The sequence below is a fragment of the Kineosporia sp. NBRC 101677 genome (assembly GCF_030269265.1).
GTDB lineage: Bacteria > Actinomycetota > Actinomycetes > Actinomycetales > Kineosporiaceae > Kineosporia > Kineosporia rhizophila.
Genome location: NZ_BSTA01000001.1, coordinates 336,293 through 351,816, shown reverse-complemented (window position 1 = coordinate 351,816; position 15,524 = coordinate 336,293). Strand labels below are relative to the sequence as shown.

Genomic DNA, 15,524 nt, shown 5'->3' with positions numbered 1-15,524 from the left:
ACTGTGACCCGACCACGCCCCGCCCGGCTCGTCCGATCCGGCCGGGCCGCCCGTGACGGAATCCCCGAGGCAACGGTCTCCCGGCTTCCCTTCTACCTGCAGGCGCTGACCGCCCTCGCCGAGCGCGGTGTGGCGACGGTCTCCTCGGAAGAACTCGCCTCGGCGGCGGGAGTCGGTTCGGCGAAACTCCGCAAAGACCTTTCCCACCTCGGTTCGTACGGAACCCGGGGGGTGGGTTACGAGGTCCAATACCTGATTTACCAAATTTCCCGTGAACTCGGCCTGACCCAGGACTGGAAGGTCGTGATCGTCGGGATCGGAAATCTCGGTCACGCACTGGCGAACTACGGCGGATTCACCTCTCGGGGATTCACCGTCGCCGCTCTGGTCGACGCCGATCCGAAAGTCGTCGGCGAAACTGTGGCCGGACTCACGGTCAGCCCGCTCGCGGATCTCGAGGAGACCGTCCGGGCCGGCGGCATCCAGATCGGGGTGGTCGCCACCCCCGGGCCGGCCGCCCAGGAGATCTGCGACCAGCTGGTCGCGGCCGGGGTCACCGGTGTGCTCAACTTCGCCCCGTGCGTGCTCACCGTCCCCGACGGGGTGATGGTGCGCCGGGTCGACCTGGCCACCGAACTGCAGATCCTGGCCTTCCACGAGCAGCGACGCCTCGCCAGCCGGCTGACCAGCGAGATGCCCACCGAACCCCAGGACCTCTCCGGGGCCCTGGCCGGCCTGAGTGACGGCCGGACCGACACGAGGGCAGCGGCGCCCTCCGAACCCCGCAACACCCCCCGAACCACCCCCCGAGCCGCACTGACGGAGTCGAGAGCCGAGGCCGCCGGATGAGCATCATGATCGTCGGGCTGTCGCACCGCACCGCTCCGATCGCCCTGCTGGAACGCACCACCCTCACCACCGAGTCGGCCTCCGGCCTGGTCGCGAGCCTGTGCCGGGGAGAGCACGTGGCCGAGGCCATCGCCCTGGTCACCTGCAACCGGCTCGAGGTCTACGCCGAGGTCAGCAAGTTCCACGGCGGCATCGGCGAGATCGGTGCCGGGCTGGCCGAGGCCACCGGGGTGCCGCTGGGCGAGCTCACCGAGCACCTCTACGTGCACTACGAGAACGCCGCCGTGGCCCACCTCTTCCAGGTCACCTGCGGCCTGGACTCGATGGCGGTCGGCGAGCAGCAGATCCTCGGCCAGGTGCGCACCGCGCTGCGGGCCGCCCAGGCCACCGGCTCGGCCGGGCGCACCATCGGCCACCTGGTGCAGAACGCGCTGCGGGTGGGCAAGCGGGTGCACTCCGAGACGCTGCTCGACAAGGCCGCCCCGAGCCTGGTCGAGGCCGGTCTGCGGCAGGCCGCCGAAGAGCTCGGCCCGCTCGGCGGGCTGGACGTGCTGGTGCTCGGGGCCGGCGCGATGAGCGGCCTCTCGGTCGCCTCGGCGCACCGGGCCCAGGTCGCCTCGATCTCGGTCTGCAGCCGCACCCTGCCCCGGGCCCGCCGCCTGGCCGAGTCGGTCGACGGCACCCCGGTCCCGCTGGAGCAGCTGCCGCAGGCCCTGGCCGCCGCCGACCTGGTGATCGCCTGCGCGGGCGCCACCGGCTACCTGGTCACCCGCGACGCGGCCGAGCTGGCGCTGAAGACCCGCGAGGGCCGCCCGCAGGCGTACATCGACCTGGCCCTGCCCCGCGACGTGGAGCCCGAGGTGGCCGCGCTGCCCGGTGCGTACGTGTTCGACCTGGAGCACCTGGGCCGGATCCTGACCGCCGAGGGCCTGAGCGAGGACCTGGCCGAGGCCCGGTCGATGGTGGAGAACGAGGTCGCGCTGTACCTGGCCGACCAGCGGGCCAAGGAGGTCGCGCCGACCGTCGTCGCGCTGCGGGCGATGGCCCGCTCGGTGATGGAGGCGGAACTGGAGCGGCTCTCGGGCCGCCTGGACGGCCTGGACCCGGACGTCTTCGCCGAACTGGAGCAGACCGTGCACCGGGTGGTGGAGAAGCTTCTCCACCAGCCCACCGTACGGGTCAAGGAACTGGCCGCAGCCCCCGGTGGAGACACCTACGCCGAGGCGCTGCGCCTGCTGTTCAATCTCGGCCCGGCGCCGGCGGCGAAGGCGGGTGACCTGCCCGGGGTGGAACTGGCCGTCCAGCTCGAGCAGGACTCCCTGACCGACCTGTCGGCCCTGCTCGGGCGCACCGGAGGAGCATCGTGACCACGCTCGACCAAATGTTCGCCGACGCCTTCGGGGTGCTCGAGGGCCTCGACGACAAGCCCACCGTGCTGCGGCTGGGCACCCGGCGCAGTGAGCTCGCCACCACCCAGTCGCGGTGGGTGGCCGACCGGCTGCTCGAGGCGCTGTCGGTGGCCTGCCCCAAGCGCGGGTTCCAGGTCGAGCTGGTCGAGATCGTCACCAAGGGCGACATCAGCCAGGCCGACAACACCCCGCTGACCCAGCTCGGCGGCACCGGCGTGTTCGTCTCGGCGCTGCGCGAGGCGGTGCTCGAGGGGCGCTGCGACTTCGCCGTGCACTCGCTCAAGGACCTGCCCAACGCCCAGCCCGCGGGCCTGACCCTGGCCGCGGTGCCGGTGCGCGAAGACCCGTCCGACGCGCTGGTCGCCCGGGACGGGCTGACTTTCGCCCAGCTGCCCGCCGGGGCCCGGGTCGGCACCGGCTCGCCCCGCCGCGCCGCCCAGCTCAGCGCCCTGCGCCCGGACCTGGAGGTCACCGGGATCCGCGGCAACGTGGGCACCCGGATCGGCCGGATCGGGACGGGCGAGGTCGACGCGGTCGTGCTGGCCCTGTCCGGCCTGCGCCGGCTCGGGCGCGACGGCGAGACCACCCACCACTTCGGCCCGGAGCAGATGCTGCCCGCTCCCGGGCAGGGCGCACTCGCCGTGGAGTGCCGCCCGGAGTCGGCTTCGCTGCTGGCCGCCCTGCGACTGCTCGACGACCGGGTCTCCCGGCTCTGCGTGCTCGCCGAGCGGGCGCTGCTGGCCCGGCTGGAGGCAGGGTGCGCCGCCCCCGTGGGCGCCCTGGCCACCATCGAGAACGAGGTGCTGACGCTGACCGCGTTCGCCGGTTCTCCGGACGGCGTGAAGACCATCCGCCGCAGTGCGACCGCCCGGCTGGGCGATCCCCAGGACGAGCAGGTCGCCACCACCCTGGGCCGCGCGCTCGCCGAGCAGATGCTCGACGCCGGCGCCGCCCTCCTGATCCCCGTACCAGACCCCCTGCCGGCGGCCGACGTGGCCGTGGCTAGAGAAGGTGACTCGTGACATCGATCATCACCAGCAAGAAGGCGGCTCCCGGTGGTTCCGTCGCCTTCGTCGGTGCCGGCCCCGGCGATGACGGCCTGCTCACCCTCCGTGCCGTCGAGCGTCTCGGCGAGGCCGACGTCGTCGTGGTCGACCAGCTTCCCCGCGAGGCGGTCATCGCCCGTTACTGCCGGCCCGGGGTCGAGGTGCTCGACGCCGGTTTCGGTGAGGACGGCCAGCCGATGACCCGGGCCAGCCGGGCCAAGGTCGTGGTCAACGCGGCCCGGACCGGGGCCCGGGTGGTGCGCCTGATGGACGGCGACCCGGCCACGTTCACCGGTCTGGCCGAGGAGATCCAGGCCTGCCGCAAGCAGTCCCTGCCCTTCGAGGTCGTGCCCGGGGTCTCCGCCGCCTCCGCGGTGCCCGCCTACGCCGGGGTCCCGCTGACCCCGGCCGGGGTCAGCGGCGTGCACGTGCTGCACCCGCACGGCGAGGTGGTGGACTGGAAGCTGCACGCCTCGGCCGGCACCACCGTGGTGGTCCTGGGCGCCGAGGAGGACATCGCCGGCGCGGCCGACGGTCTGCTCGAGGCCGGCCGCCGGGCCAACACCCCGGTGGTGGTCACCGCGCACGGCACCACCACCCGGCAGCGCTCGGTGGCCTGTCAGCTCGGCGAGCTCAGCCCGGTGCTGGCCGCCGCCAAGCTGGACAAGCCGCTGACCGCGGTGTTCGGCGAGGCCGCGGGCCTGCGCGACAAGGGCTCCTGGTTCGAGACCAAGCCGCTGTTCGGCTGGCGGGTGCTGGTGCCGCGGACCAAGCAGCAGGCCGGCGGGATCGTCAAGGAGCTGGCCGACCACGGCGCGACCGCCCAGGTGGTGCCGACCATCTCGGTCGAGCCGCCGCGCACTCCGCACCAGATGGAGAAGGCGGTCAAGGGCCTGGTCACCGGCCGCTACGAGTGGATCGGCTTCACCAGCGTCAACGCGGTGCGTGCGGTGCGGGAGAAGTTCGAGGAGTTCGGCCTGGACGCCCGGGCCTTCGCCGGCCTCAAGGTCGCGGCCGTGGGCGGGGTCACCGCCGCGGCGCTGCGCGACTGGGGGATCGAGCCGGACCTGACCCCGGCCGAGAACCAGTCGGCGATCGGCCTGCTGGAGTGCTGGCCGCCCTACGACGAGGTGCTCGACCCGATCAACCGGGTCTTCCTGCCGCGGGCCGACATCGCCACCGACACCCTGGTGGCCGGGCTGGAGCAGAACGGCTGGGAGGTGGACGACGTCACCGCCTACCGCACGGTGCGGGCCGCCCCGCCGCCGGCCGACACCCGGGAGGCGATCAAGAGCGGGCACTTCGACGCGGTGGTCTTCACCTCCTCGTCCACGGTGCGCAACCTGGTCGGCATCGCCGGCAAGCCGCACGCCACCACGGTGGTCGCCTGCATCGGCCCGCAGACCGCGAAGACCGCCGAGGAGCACGGCCTGCGGGTCGACGTGCTGGCCGCCGAGCCGAGCGCCGACGCGCTGGTGGCGGCCCTGGCCGAGTACGGTGCGGGGCTGCGGCTGAGCGCCGACGAGGCCGGTGAGCCGGTGCTGCGGCCCAGCCAGCGCAAGGGATCCACCCGCAGGAGCGCGAAGTGAGTGGTTACCCGCAGATCCGGCCGCGCCGCCTGCGGGGCAACCCCGCGGTGCGCCGGATGGTGGCCGAGAACCGGCTGCACGCGGCCGAACTCGTCCTGCCCGCCTTCGTGAAGGAGGGCCTGGACGAGCCGCGCCCGATCAGCACGATGCCCGGGGTGTACCAGCACAGCCGTGAGTCGCTGCGGAAGGCGGCGGCCGAGGCCGCCGGGCTCGGCCTGGGCGGGATCATGCTGTTCGGGATCCCGCTGCACAAGGACGCGGCCGGCTCCGGGGCCACGGACCCCGAGGGCATCCTGAACCAGGCCGTGCAGGACGTGCGCCAGGAGGTCGGCGACGAGCTCGTGGTGATGGCCGACCTGTGCCTGGACGAGTTCACCGACCACGGCCACTGCGGCGTGCTCACCCCCGAGGGCGCCGTGGACAACGACGCCACGCTGCAGCGCTACGCCGACATGGGTGTGGCGCTGGCCGAGGCCGGGGTCCACACGGTGGGCCCCAGCGGGATGATGGACGGCCAGGTCGCGGCGGTCCGGGCGGCGCTCGACGGCCGCGGCTTCCAGGACGTGTCGATCCTGGCCTACGGCGCCAAGTACGCCTCGGCGTTCTACGGCCCGTTCCGCGAGGCGGTCGACTCCAGCCTGAAGGGCGACCGGCGGACGTACCAGCAGGACCCGGCCAACGGCGCCGAGGGCCTGCGGGAGATGGAGCTGGACATCGCCGAGGGGGCCGACCTGGTGATGGTCAAGCCGGCGATGAGCTACCTCGACGTGATCGCCCGGGCCGCCGACCGGTTCGGCATACCCATTGCGGCCTACCAGATCTCGGGCGAGTACGCGATGATCGAGGCGGCTGCCGCGAACGGGTGGATCGACCGGGAGCAGGCAATCCATGAGTCGCTCTTGTCGATCCGCAGAGCCGGCGCGTCGGTGATCCTGACCTACTACGCCACCGAGGTGGCCGCCGCCCTGCGCTCCTAGGGCGAGAAGCTCTACGCACGGTCACGATCCGAGCCCTTCATTCACCCGGACGGCGCCTGAAAATCACGGTGGGTCCGGCCGACCGGGAGGGGGCAGGCAGATCCTGAAGCCTGCTTGATCCTGGACGGGCTAGGAGGAGTGATGAGTGTAGGAGCCGTGAGCAACCAGTACGCCTACGTCGGCAACGGCGGGGTCGACCTGCTGGCGACCATGCAGATGATGGAACAGCGGCAGGCCTCGCGGATGCTGGCCCAGCGGGCCGCCGACGCCGCGATGATGGCGGCCCAGGCCGCCCAGATGGCGGCGGTGCAGGCGATCGGGGCCGGCCGGGTCGACCTGTACCTCTGAAACACCGCAAGATCAGCGCAGGATCAGGGCAGGATCGGCGGAGACCTAGGACCCCCAGTCGCGGGTCCTAGGTCCGGGACTGGGACACTGCACTGGTGACAGACGTCAGTGGGGTCTACCCGGCCGACGCTCCCGCTTCGCAGGCGCTCTTCGATCGCGCCTCCGCCGTGACGCCAGGTGGCGTCAACTCCCCGGTACGCGCCTTCCGCGCGGTGGGGGGCACGCCGCGGTTCATGGTGCGGGGCGAGGGGCCTTATCTCTTCGATGCCGACGGGCGGCGCTACGTCGACCTGGTGTGCTCGTGGGGCCCGATGATCCTGGGCCACCAGCACCCGGCCGTGATGGAGGCCGTCCGCGCCGCCACCGCCAACGGGTTCTCGTTCGGCACGCCGACCGAGGGCGAGGTGGCCCTGGCGGAGGAGATCGTCTCCCGGGTCGCCCCGGTCGAGCAGCTCCGCCTGGTCTCCAGCGGGACCGAGGCCACGATGAGCGCGATCCGCCTGGCCCGCGGCTTCACCGGCCGCTCCCGGATCGTGAAGTTCGCCGGCTGCTACCACGGCCACGTGGACAGCCTGCTGGCCGCGGCCGGCTCCGGCCTGGCCACGCTGGCCCTCCCGGACACCCCCGGGGTCACCGGGGCGGCGGCCGCCGACACGATCGTCCTGCCGTACAACGACGTCGAGGCCCTGCAGAAGGTGTTCGCGGCCGAGGGCGGGCAGATCGCCGCGGTGATCACCGAGGCCGCCGCCGGCAACATGGGCGTGGTCCCGCCGAGCCGCGAGTTCGAGGCCGCCCTGCGCGACGTCACCCGGCTGAACGGCGCCCTGCTGATCTCCGACGAGGTGATGACCGGTTTCCGGGTGTCGCGGTCGGGCTGGCAGGGGCTCTCGGAGTCCGGCCCAGAGCCCGACCTGTTCACCTTCGGCAAGGTGATGGGCGGGGGCTTCCCGGCCGCCGCGTTCGGCGGCCGCGCCGACGTGATGGGCCACCTGGCCCCGGCCGGCCCGGTCTACCAGGCGGGCACCCTGTCCGGGAACCCGGTGGCCACCGCCGCCGGTCTGGCCACCCTGCGCAACCTCACCGACGACGTGTACGGCCACCTGCTGGCCCAGTCGGGCAAGCTGGCCTACGCCGTGCGCGACGCGCTGAACGCCGCCGGGGTGCCCCACACCATCCAGTTCGCCGGTTCGATGTTCAGCGTGTTCTTCACCGAGCAGACCACGGTGACCAACTACGACCAGGCCCGGCAGCAGAACCTGCCGGCGTTCGCCGCGTTCTTCCACTCGATGCTCAGCCAGGGCGTCTACCTGCCGCCCAGCGCCTTCGAGGCCTGGTTCCTCTCCGCCGTGCACGACGACACGGTCCTCGACCAGGTGGTCTCCGCTCTGCCCGCGGCGGCCGCCGAGGCTGCAAGGATGGCGCCGTGACCAGCCAGGAGCACCCGCCCAGCGGCGAGAGCGCGACCCCGCGCACCAACGAGGAACTGATCCACCCGGACGTGCCGCCCGCGCCCGACCACCTGCCCGAGGTGGACCCGGACGTCAACGCGCACCTGGTGCGCCCGACGGCCGGTGACGAGGCGAACCACCGCACCGTGGTGCACCTGCTGCGCCACGGCGAGGTCTACAACCCGCAGGGCATCTTCTACGGCCGGCTGCCCGGTTTCCGGCTGTCCGACCTGGGCCACCGGATGGCCGAGCGGGCCGCCGGGTTCTTCGCCACCCGCGACGTGGTGCTGGTGATCGCCTCGCCGATGGAGCGGGCCCAGCAGACCGCCGAGCCGGTGGCCGGGGCGCACGACCTGGAGGTCGGCACCGACCCGCGGATCACCGAGGGCACCAGCGTGTTCCAGGGCCTGACCTTCGGGGTGGGCGACGGCTCGCTGCGGCACCCGCAGCACTGGTGGCACCTGCGCAACCCGTTCCGGCCGTCCTGGGGCGAGCCCTACGAGCAGGTCGCCGGGCGGATGCTGGCCGGTGCGGCCGACGCCCGGGACAAGGCCGTGGGCCACGAGGCGGTGCTGGTCAGCCATCAGCTGCCGATCTGGATGGCCCGGCTGAAGGTGGAGAACCGCCGGCTGTGGCACGACCCGCGCGCCCGCGAGTGCTCGCTGGCCTCGGTCACCTCGATCACGTACCACGACGACCGGGTGGTCTCGGTGTCCTACACCGAGCCCTCGCGCGACCTGCTGCCCGGCGCACAGAAGATTGCGGGAGCCTGAGTCCCATGTTCTCCGCACGACCTCTGATCGCCGCCGGCGCCCTCGTCCTGGCTCTGGCGGGCTGCTCGAACGCGTCGGCCGACGACGGCACCGCCGTCGACGGCAGCGCCACCCAGTTCATCGAGACCGGTGACCGTAAGGAGCCGATCGCGATGTCCGGCACCACGGTCGAGGGCGAGAAGCTCGACCTCGCCTCGCTGCGCGGCAAGCCGCTGGTGATGAACGTGTGGGGTTCGTGGTGCGGGCCCTGCCGGACCGAGGCGCCGGACCTGCAGGAGGCGCACGAGGAACTGGGCGAGAAGGCGAACTTCGTCGGGATCGCCTTCCGCGACACCGTGGCCGGGGCGAAGACCCACGAGAAGGAGTACGGGATCACCTACCCGAGCCTGTTCGACGAGGGTGACCTGCTGCTGGCCCTGAACGGGGCGGTCACCTCGCAGACCATCCCGGTCACCCTGGTGCTCGACGCCGAGGGCCGGATCGCCGCGCGCTACGTCGGCGTGGTCTCCAAGGTCACCCTGGTCGACCTGGTCGAGGACGTCTCGGGAGATGCGCAGGCATGACCGGCACGGTGCTCGACGGCCCCCTGTTGCTGGCCGTCCCGATCGCGGTCCTGGCCGGGCTGGTCTCGTTCGCCTCGCCCTGCGTGCTGCCCCTGGTGCCCGGTTACCTGGGCTACGTCACCGGTCTCACCGGTGAGGACCTGGAGCAGCAGCGCCGCGGCCGGATGGTGCTCGGAGTGGCGTTGTTCATCGCCGGTTTCACCGCGGTGTTCGTGACCATGGGCTGGATCGCCGGGGCCGTCGGGCGCTCGCTGATGGAGTACAACGACATCATCACCCGGGTGCTGGGGGCCGTGACCATCGTCCTCGGGCTGCTGTTCGCGGGCTTCCTGCCCAGGTTCGCGGTGGAGCGCCGGCTCGACATCCGGCCCACCGCCGGCCTGGTCGGCGCCCCGCTGCTCGGGGTGGTGTTCGGCCTGGGCTGGACGCCGTGCATCGGCCCCACGCTCACCGCGATCGTCTCGATGTCCAGCGGTTTCGGCGACGCCCGCCGGGGCGGCCTGCTGGCCTTCGCCTACTGCATGGGCCTGGGCCTGCCGTTCCTGCTGGCCGCGCTGGCCTACCGGCGCGCCATGTCGGCCTTCGGCGTGCTGCGCCGGCACCGGGTGGCGATCACCCGGTTCGGCGGGATCATGCTCGTCCTGATCGGGCTGATGCTGGTTAGCGGTTTCTGGGGGCACCTGGTGGCGAGCAGCCAGGGGTTCGTGGCCAACTTCGAGCTGGTGCTGTAGATGAGCGCCGACCTGCAGGAGGGCCAGAAGCCCCGGCTGCCCGAGACCGACACCGAACGGCCGATCGTGCAGCCCCGGCTGGGGCCGATCGGCTGGCTGCGCTGGATGTGGCGTCAGCTCACCAGCATGCGCACCGCGCTGATCCTGCTGATGCTGCTCGCCCTGGCCGCGGTGCCGGGCTCGCTGATCCCGCAGACCCGGATCGACCCCGCCCAGGTCACCGGTTTCATCGAGGAGCACCCCACCCTGGCGCCCTGGGTGAACCGGTTCGACGGCTTCGACGTCTACGGCTCGCCCTGGTTCTCGGCGATCTACCTGCTGCTGTTCATCTCGCTGATCGGCTGCGTGGTGCCGCGCACCCGGCAGCAGTTCAAGGCGCTGCTGGCCAAGCCGCCGCGCGCCCCGCGCCGCCTGGAGCGGATGCCGGTGCACGGCCGCGCCGAGACCTCGGCGGCGCCGGAAGAGGTGCTCGAGGCGGCCCGCAAGGCGTTGCGGCGCAGGCGTTACCGGGTGCACGCGCACGACGGGCAGACGCTCTCGGCCGACCGCGGGATGCTCTCCGAGACCGGCAACCTGCTCTTCCACCTCTCGCTGGTCGGGCTGCTGGCGGCGATGGCGATCGGCTCGTTCGTCAGCTACTCCGGCCAGAACCTGGTGATCGTCGGCGAGAAGTGGGCGAACACCCTGCCGCAGTACGACACCTTCCAGGCCGGCCGCAACGTCGGCGCCGACGACCTGCCGCCGTACTCGTTCACGCTGAAGAGCTTCACCGCCGACTTCGAGTCCCAGGCGGGCGGGAGCCAGTTCGGCGCCGCCCGCGACTTCGAGGCCAAGGTCGACCTGGTCACCGAGCCCGGGGCCGACCCGCAGGAGAGGTCGATCCGGGTCAACCAGCCGCTGGACGTGAACGGCGCCCGGCTGTTCCTGGTCGGCAACGGCTACGCCCCCGAGATCACCGTGCGCGACGGCGAGGGCAACGAGGTCTGGTCCGGGCCGGTGGCCTTCCTGTCCAACGACTCGAACTACACCTCCACCGGCGTGATCAAGCTGCCCGCGGCCAAGCCCCGGCAGCTGGGCCTGATGGGCGTGTTCCTGCCCACCGCCGGCACCGACCCGGCCACCGGCGCCGAGATCTCGGTGTTCCCGGCCGCCGACAACCCCCGGCTGCAGGTTCTCGCCTTCACCGGGGACCTGGGCCTGGACGACGGTGTGGGCCGGTCGGTCTACGTCCTCGATCCGGAGGGGCTGACCCCGGTCAAGAACGCCGAGGGCGAGCAGTTCAGCAAGACGATCGGGGTGGGCGAGAGCGTCGAGCTGCCCGGGGGCAACGGCACCGTCACCCTCGACGGCGTCACCCGCTACGTCGCGCTCGACATCCGCTACGACCCGACGAAGCCCTATGTCCTGGTCTTCGCCCTGATGGCCCTGTTCGGCGTGACGGCCTCGCTGTTCGTCCGCCGGCGCCGGGTCTGGTTCCGGGTCACGCCCGGCGCCGACGGCCTCACCGTCGTCGGGGTCGGCGGACTCTCCCGGACCGAAGACACGCAACTCGCCGACGAGGTGCGTAGTCTCCTTACGGCCGCAGTGCCCGCCCGGGTGGAGGAGTCCCCGGCGACCAGCACGGACACGGCGGCGACCGAACCACGCGCGGACCGGGAACCGGACGCGCCCAGCGAGAAGCCGGCCGACACAGCGGGCGAAGGAGTCTGACGTGGGCGTCAACGAATCCCTGGCGCAGTTGAGCAACAACCTGATCTATTCGGCGATGGCGGCCTACGCCGTCGCCCTGGTCGCCTTCGCCGTGGACCTGTCCGGCCGGGGCCGGGTGGCCGCCGCCGCGGTCCGCGAGAAGGAACTGGCCAAGGTCGGCGTCCCGTCGGTGACCAGCGAGCACGGGACCGACCTGGCCCCGACCTCGCTCGCGGCGGGCGACCGGGCCGGTGAGAAGCGGCAGACCGTGGCGATGGCGGTGATGGTCACCTGGCTCGCCTTCGCCCTGCACCTGGGCGGGGTGATCACCCGGGGCATCTCCGCGGAGCGGGTGCCGTGGAGCAACATGTACGAGTTCTCGATCAGCGGGGCGGTCGTCGTCACGGCGGTCTACCTGGCCTCGCTGTGGCGCCTCGACCTGCGCTTCCTGGGCACCTTCGTGGTCGGCCCGGTGCTGCTCACCCTGGGCCTGGCGGTCGCCGTGCTCTACACCGAGTCGGCCCAGCTGGTGCCGGCCCTGCAGAGCACCTGGCTGATCATCCACGTGTCGGTGGCGTTCATCGCCTCCGCCCTCTACGTGCTCGGGTTCTCGCTGACCGTGCTGCAGTTGGTGCAGGACCGGCGGGCCTCGCTGAGCGCGGCGGGCCGGCCGCCCACGCGCGGCGCCTTCATGGACAAGCTGCCCAGCGCCGACGTGCTGGACCGGACGTCCTACCGGCTCTACGCGATCGCCTTCCCGCTGTGGACCTTCACCCTGATCGCCGGTGCGATCTGGGCCGAGAAGGCCTGGGGCCGCTACTGGAACTGGGACCCGAAGGAGATCTGGAGCTTCGTCATCTGGGTCGCCTACGCCGCCTACCTGCACGCCCGGGCGACCCGCGGCTGGGACGGCAAGCGGGCCGCGTACCTGGCCTGCGTCGCCTTCGCCTGCCTGATGTTCAACTACTTCGGGGTCAACCTGTTCTTCTCCGGGCTGCACGCCTACGCGAAGTAGCACCGACGAAACCAAGATCTAAACCAAGGACGCCTGTGAGCCTTCCGGCTCACAGGCGTCCTCGGTTTGTGGTTCGGTTCTCGTGGTGCGCGAAGGGGACGCGCGGGCCACAGACTCACCGCCTACCATTGGGCGATGGTCAGGGTTCTTCTCGTGCTCGCGGCGCTCGGCATCACCATCTACGCGGTCATCGACTGCCTGCGCAGCAACAACGACGAGATCCGCACCCTGCCCAAACCCCTGTGGCTGCTGCTGATCGTGATGGTGCCGTTCTTCGGCGGTCTGATCTGGATCTTCTTCGGGCACCAGGCCGCGCCGGGCAATCAGCCGCCGCGGCGGCTGCGCACCCTGGGCCCCGACGACGACCCCGACTTCCTGCGCACCCTCGACCACCGCCAGCCCCGGCCGGACGACGAGGACAAGAAGTAGCTTCTAGCTCTCGGTGCCCAGCCGCAGGGCGCGAGGCATGCGCAGGGTGAGCAGGTTGGTCACGTCCTGCGCGGACATCGGCCGGGCGATCGCCTGACCCTGCACCGCGTCCGCCCCGATCCGCCGGGCTCCCTCCAGCTGGCCGGGAGTCTGCACGGCGTCGCAGATCACCTGTAGCCCGAGCGAGTGGCACAACTGGGCCGCGGCCCGGGGCACGTCGTCGGCCTCGGCGAGCTCGGCGGTCAGCCGCGCATCCAGCTTCACCGCGCTGATCGGCAGCCGGCGCAGCATGGTCAGAGACGTTCCGCCGCCGCCGAAGTCGGCCAGGGCCACCGAGATCCCCAGCGAGCGAAGCATTCCCAGGGTCAGCAGGGCCTGGCCGGACTCGCCGAGCTCACCGGCCCCGATCTGCAGGGTGAGGCAGGAGGCGGCCAGCCCGCGGATCGCCAGCTGCGCGGCCACCTCGTGGGCGAAGTCCGGATCCTGCAGCTGGGCCGGGGTCAGGCCGACCCAGACCTGGTCCACGCCGACCCCCTCGTGCCGCCAGATCACCAGCGCGGTCAGGGCCCGGTTGATCGTCTGCAGGCCGAGGGTGACGCCCAGCCCGAGCTCGTCGGCCAGCGGCAGGAAGTCCTCGGCGGGCATGGTGGTGCCGTCCGGCCGCCGCCAGCGCGGGCGGGCCTCGGCGCCGGTGATGTGGTCGTCGTCGTCGGTCCCGGAGCCCAGCGCGAGCATCGGCTGGAAGTCCACCTCGATCGAGCCGCGCAGCACGGCCTGGCGCAGTTCGTTCTCCAGCCCGGCCTGCAGCCGGCGGCGGGCCCGCACGGCCCGGTCGAACATGGTGAAGCGGCCGCGGCCACCGCGCCGGGCGGTGCGTACCGCCTCGTCGGCGGCCTGCAGCAGGTCGTCGGCGGTGATCAGTCCGGGCCCAGAGATCACGGCGCCCAGTGAGCAGGACAGGGTGAACTCGCGGCGGCCGGCCAGCACCGGCTCGGCCATCTGCCGGCTGATGCTGCGGGCCACGTCGGCACAGGTGTCGGCGTTAGGGGTGAGCACGTCCTCGGTCAGCACCACGGCGAACTGGTGACGCGAGACGCGGCCCACCAGATGGTCGGCGAAGGCCTCGGAGATCCGCAGACCGGCCTGGGCGGCGAGGTCGTCGGCCAGCGGGGCGCCCAAGGTGTCGGCCAGGTGGTCGAACCGCTCGATCTCGGCCAGGACCAGCCCGACCGGGGGCTGGCTGCTGCCGCGGGTGACCGGGTCGGGCTCGGTGAGGGTGAGCGCGATCGCCCGCAGCAGGCCGTCGCGGTTGGGCAGGCCGGTGGCCGGATCGGTCGAGGAGGCGGCGGCCAGGGCGGCCGCCTCGGCACGGGCCTGGCGCTCGGCCGTCTGGGCGGCTGAGGCGGCACCGATGAGCCGGCGGCGGGTGACGGTGGTGGTCAGGCCGACCAGTCCGGCGACGAGAATGCCGGAGGCCAGCGCGATCTGGGGGCCGACTGCCGGATTCGCCTGCGGGTCGCCCAGCATGCGGAGCACCCGGTCGGGGCCGTCGGCGAGCGTGCGCCCGATCAGTGCGGCGGTGGGGGAGACGACAGCCAATGCGGTAACCAGCCAGCCGCCGGCTGGGCTGAGCATCAGGGGGTAGAAGGCTGCGGTGGCCAGGGCGATGGTCAGGCTGACGGGAGTCATGGCCGGGTCGAGCACGGCCAGCGCGGCGGCGGAGGCGAAAAGCGCGGTGGCGCGCAGTACCCGGGCCACCGTTGCCTCGGGCAGCAGCAGCGCCAGGAGTCCGGCCGCGGGGAGGGCCGAGAGCGCGAGCCAGACCTGCGGGGTGGCGGCGGTGGCCCAGGCGGTGGCCGATGCGATCAACGAAAGGACGAGGGTGAGCAGGGCCTCGGGGACGCGTCGGGGTTCCTTGTGGGTCACCGGAGAGGACGGGTTCAGATTGACGCCGGCATAGGGGGTCACGGGGGTCGGCGCCTGAGGTGGAACGAGGGCTTCGGCCAGGACCGGGTTGGTCGGCCCGGTCTGTTCGTCCTGGTCGTTCGCATCAGGGTTGGCCCGCTCGGGACCGGCCTGCCGGGGAACGCCTTTGAGCAACTCCGGGGGTAGCGGCGGGAGCGGGCGCCGGATCACCTTCGGGCCGTCGGACAGGTCGATCGCCATGGACACCGGCAGGTCCCACTCGGCGGTGTCCGCCTCTTCTTCGCCGGGCCCGCCGGGGCGTGTGACCGGTCCGAAGGTCAGGGTGTCGAATCCGCACCCGGCGTCGCGGGATTGGTTGTCCAGCACAGGGGTTGCGATCGCCAGCGGGGGAGTCAGCAGAGGTGCGGGCAGACCGGCGTGATCATCGATCGGCCCCGGGCGGCCGGTGCGCACGACCGGACGGCGGCCGCGCAGTCGCACCCGGGCGCCACGGCGGCTGCCCCGGCTGATCCGGCTGAGCCGGCCCATCCGGCGCAGCCGGCCCCAGCGGCCCGCCTGGGTGCCGGTCGCGCCGGTTCCGGCGAAACCGGTGAGCGGGGCCAGACCGGCCGGGCTGAGGTCGGTGGAATTCAGGCCGGGAGTGGTGGGACGGCCTTCGCCGCCGGGATCGGCCCCGAGAAGCTGCATCGTGTCGTCTCCCTGCTGGCGTCGGCCGAGACCGCGGGTGCGGGT

At 72.4% G+C, this 15,524-nt stretch carries 14 protein-coding genes; 13 read left to right on the top strand and 1 reads right to left on the bottom strand.

Going from position 1 to position 15,524, the window contains the following annotated elements; translation table 11 throughout:
* The first annotated feature begins 3 nt into the window (after positions 1 to 3).
* From QSK18_RS01620 to QSK18_RS01560, 13 genes are all read left to right on the top strand, one after another.
* Positions 4 to 849, top strand: a complete 846-nt coding sequence (locus QSK18_RS01620; protein ID WP_232814698.1) for a redox-sensing transcriptional repressor Rex — start codon at positions 4 to 6, stop codon at positions 847 to 849.
* A complete protein-coding gene (locus QSK18_RS01615; protein ID WP_285616382.1) occupies positions 846 to 2,216 on the top strand; it encodes a glutamyl-tRNA reductase in 1,371 nt (456 codons plus the stop codon). The genes QSK18_RS01620 and QSK18_RS01615 overlap by 4 nt, the downstream gene beginning before the upstream one ends.
* Before the next feature lie 14 nt (positions 2,217 to 2,230).
* Complete coding sequence (gene hemC, locus QSK18_RS01610) at positions 2,231 to 3,280, top strand: hydroxymethylbilane synthase (protein ID WP_269811208.1); 1,050 nt, start codon at positions 2,231 to 2,233, stop codon at positions 3,278 to 3,280.
* On the top strand, positions 3,277 to 4,893 hold the full coding sequence (locus QSK18_RS01605) for a bifunctional uroporphyrinogen-III C-methyltransferase/uroporphyrinogen-III synthase (RefSeq protein WP_232814695.1): 1,617 nt from the start codon (positions 3,277 to 3,279) through the stop codon (positions 4,891 to 4,893). The genes hemC and QSK18_RS01605 overlap by 4 nt, the downstream gene beginning before the upstream one ends.
* Complete coding sequence (gene hemB, locus QSK18_RS01600) at positions 4,890 to 5,870, top strand: porphobilinogen synthase (RefSeq protein ID WP_285616381.1); 981 nt, start codon at positions 4,890 to 4,892, stop codon at positions 5,868 to 5,870. Before QSK18_RS01605 ends, hemB begins: the two co-directional genes overlap by 4 nt.
* A gap of 141 nt (positions 5,871 to 6,011) precedes the next feature.
* Positions 6,012 to 6,218, top strand: coding sequence for a hypothetical protein (locus QSK18_RS01595; RefSeq protein ID WP_285616380.1), 207 nt, complete (start codon positions 6,012 to 6,014; stop codon positions 6,216 to 6,218).
* 95 nt (positions 6,219 to 6,313) lie between these two features.
* Positions 6,314 to 7,645, top strand: a complete 1,332-nt coding sequence (gene hemL / locus QSK18_RS01590) for a glutamate-1-semialdehyde 2,1-aminomutase (RefSeq protein WP_285616379.1) — start codon at positions 6,314 to 6,316, stop codon at positions 7,643 to 7,645.
* Positions 7,646 to 7,773: 128 nt separating this feature from the next.
* Positions 7,774 to 8,439 (top strand): histidine phosphatase family protein, encoded by a 666-nt coding sequence (locus QSK18_RS01585; protein WP_352396446.1) that lies wholly within the window; start codon positions 7,774 to 7,776, stop codon positions 8,437 to 8,439.
* 5 nt (positions 8,440 to 8,444) lie between these two features.
* A complete protein-coding gene (locus QSK18_RS01580) occupies positions 8,445 to 9,002 on the top strand; it encodes a TlpA family protein disulfide reductase (protein WP_232814690.1) in 558 nt (185 codons plus the stop codon).
* Entirely contained in the window at positions 8,999 to 9,733 is a 735-nt protein-coding gene (locus tag QSK18_RS01575) for a cytochrome c biogenesis CcdA family protein (protein ID WP_232814689.1), read from the top strand. Before QSK18_RS01580 ends, QSK18_RS01575 begins: the two co-directional genes overlap by 4 nt.
* Positions 9,734 to 11,443: a cytochrome c biogenesis protein ResB gene (resB, locus tag QSK18_RS01570; protein WP_232814688.1), complete on the top strand. Its 1,710-nt coding sequence runs from the start codon at positions 9,734 to 9,736 to the stop codon at positions 11,441 to 11,443.
* A 1-nt stretch (position 11,444) separates the two neighbouring features.
* Positions 11,445 to 12,437 carry a c-type cytochrome biogenesis protein CcsB gene (ccsB, locus tag QSK18_RS01565; RefSeq protein ID WP_285616377.1) on the top strand — a complete coding sequence of 331 codons (993 nt, stop codon included), beginning with the start codon at positions 11,445 to 11,447 and terminating at the stop codon, positions 12,435 to 12,437.
* 135 nt (positions 12,438 to 12,572) lie between these two features.
* Positions 12,573 to 12,866, top strand: coding sequence for a PLD nuclease N-terminal domain-containing protein (locus tag QSK18_RS01560; RefSeq protein WP_232814686.1), 294 nt, complete (start codon positions 12,573 to 12,575; stop codon positions 12,864 to 12,866).
* A gap of 3 nt (positions 12,867 to 12,869) precedes the next feature.
* Here the strand turns inward: QSK18_RS01560 and QSK18_RS01555 are convergent, their stop codons facing one another.
* Positions 12,870 to 15,479, bottom strand: coding sequence for an EAL domain-containing protein (locus QSK18_RS01555; RefSeq protein WP_285616376.1), 2,610 nt, complete (start codon positions 15,477 to 15,479; stop codon positions 12,870 to 12,872).
* Positions 15,480 to 15,524 lie beyond the last annotated feature (45 nt).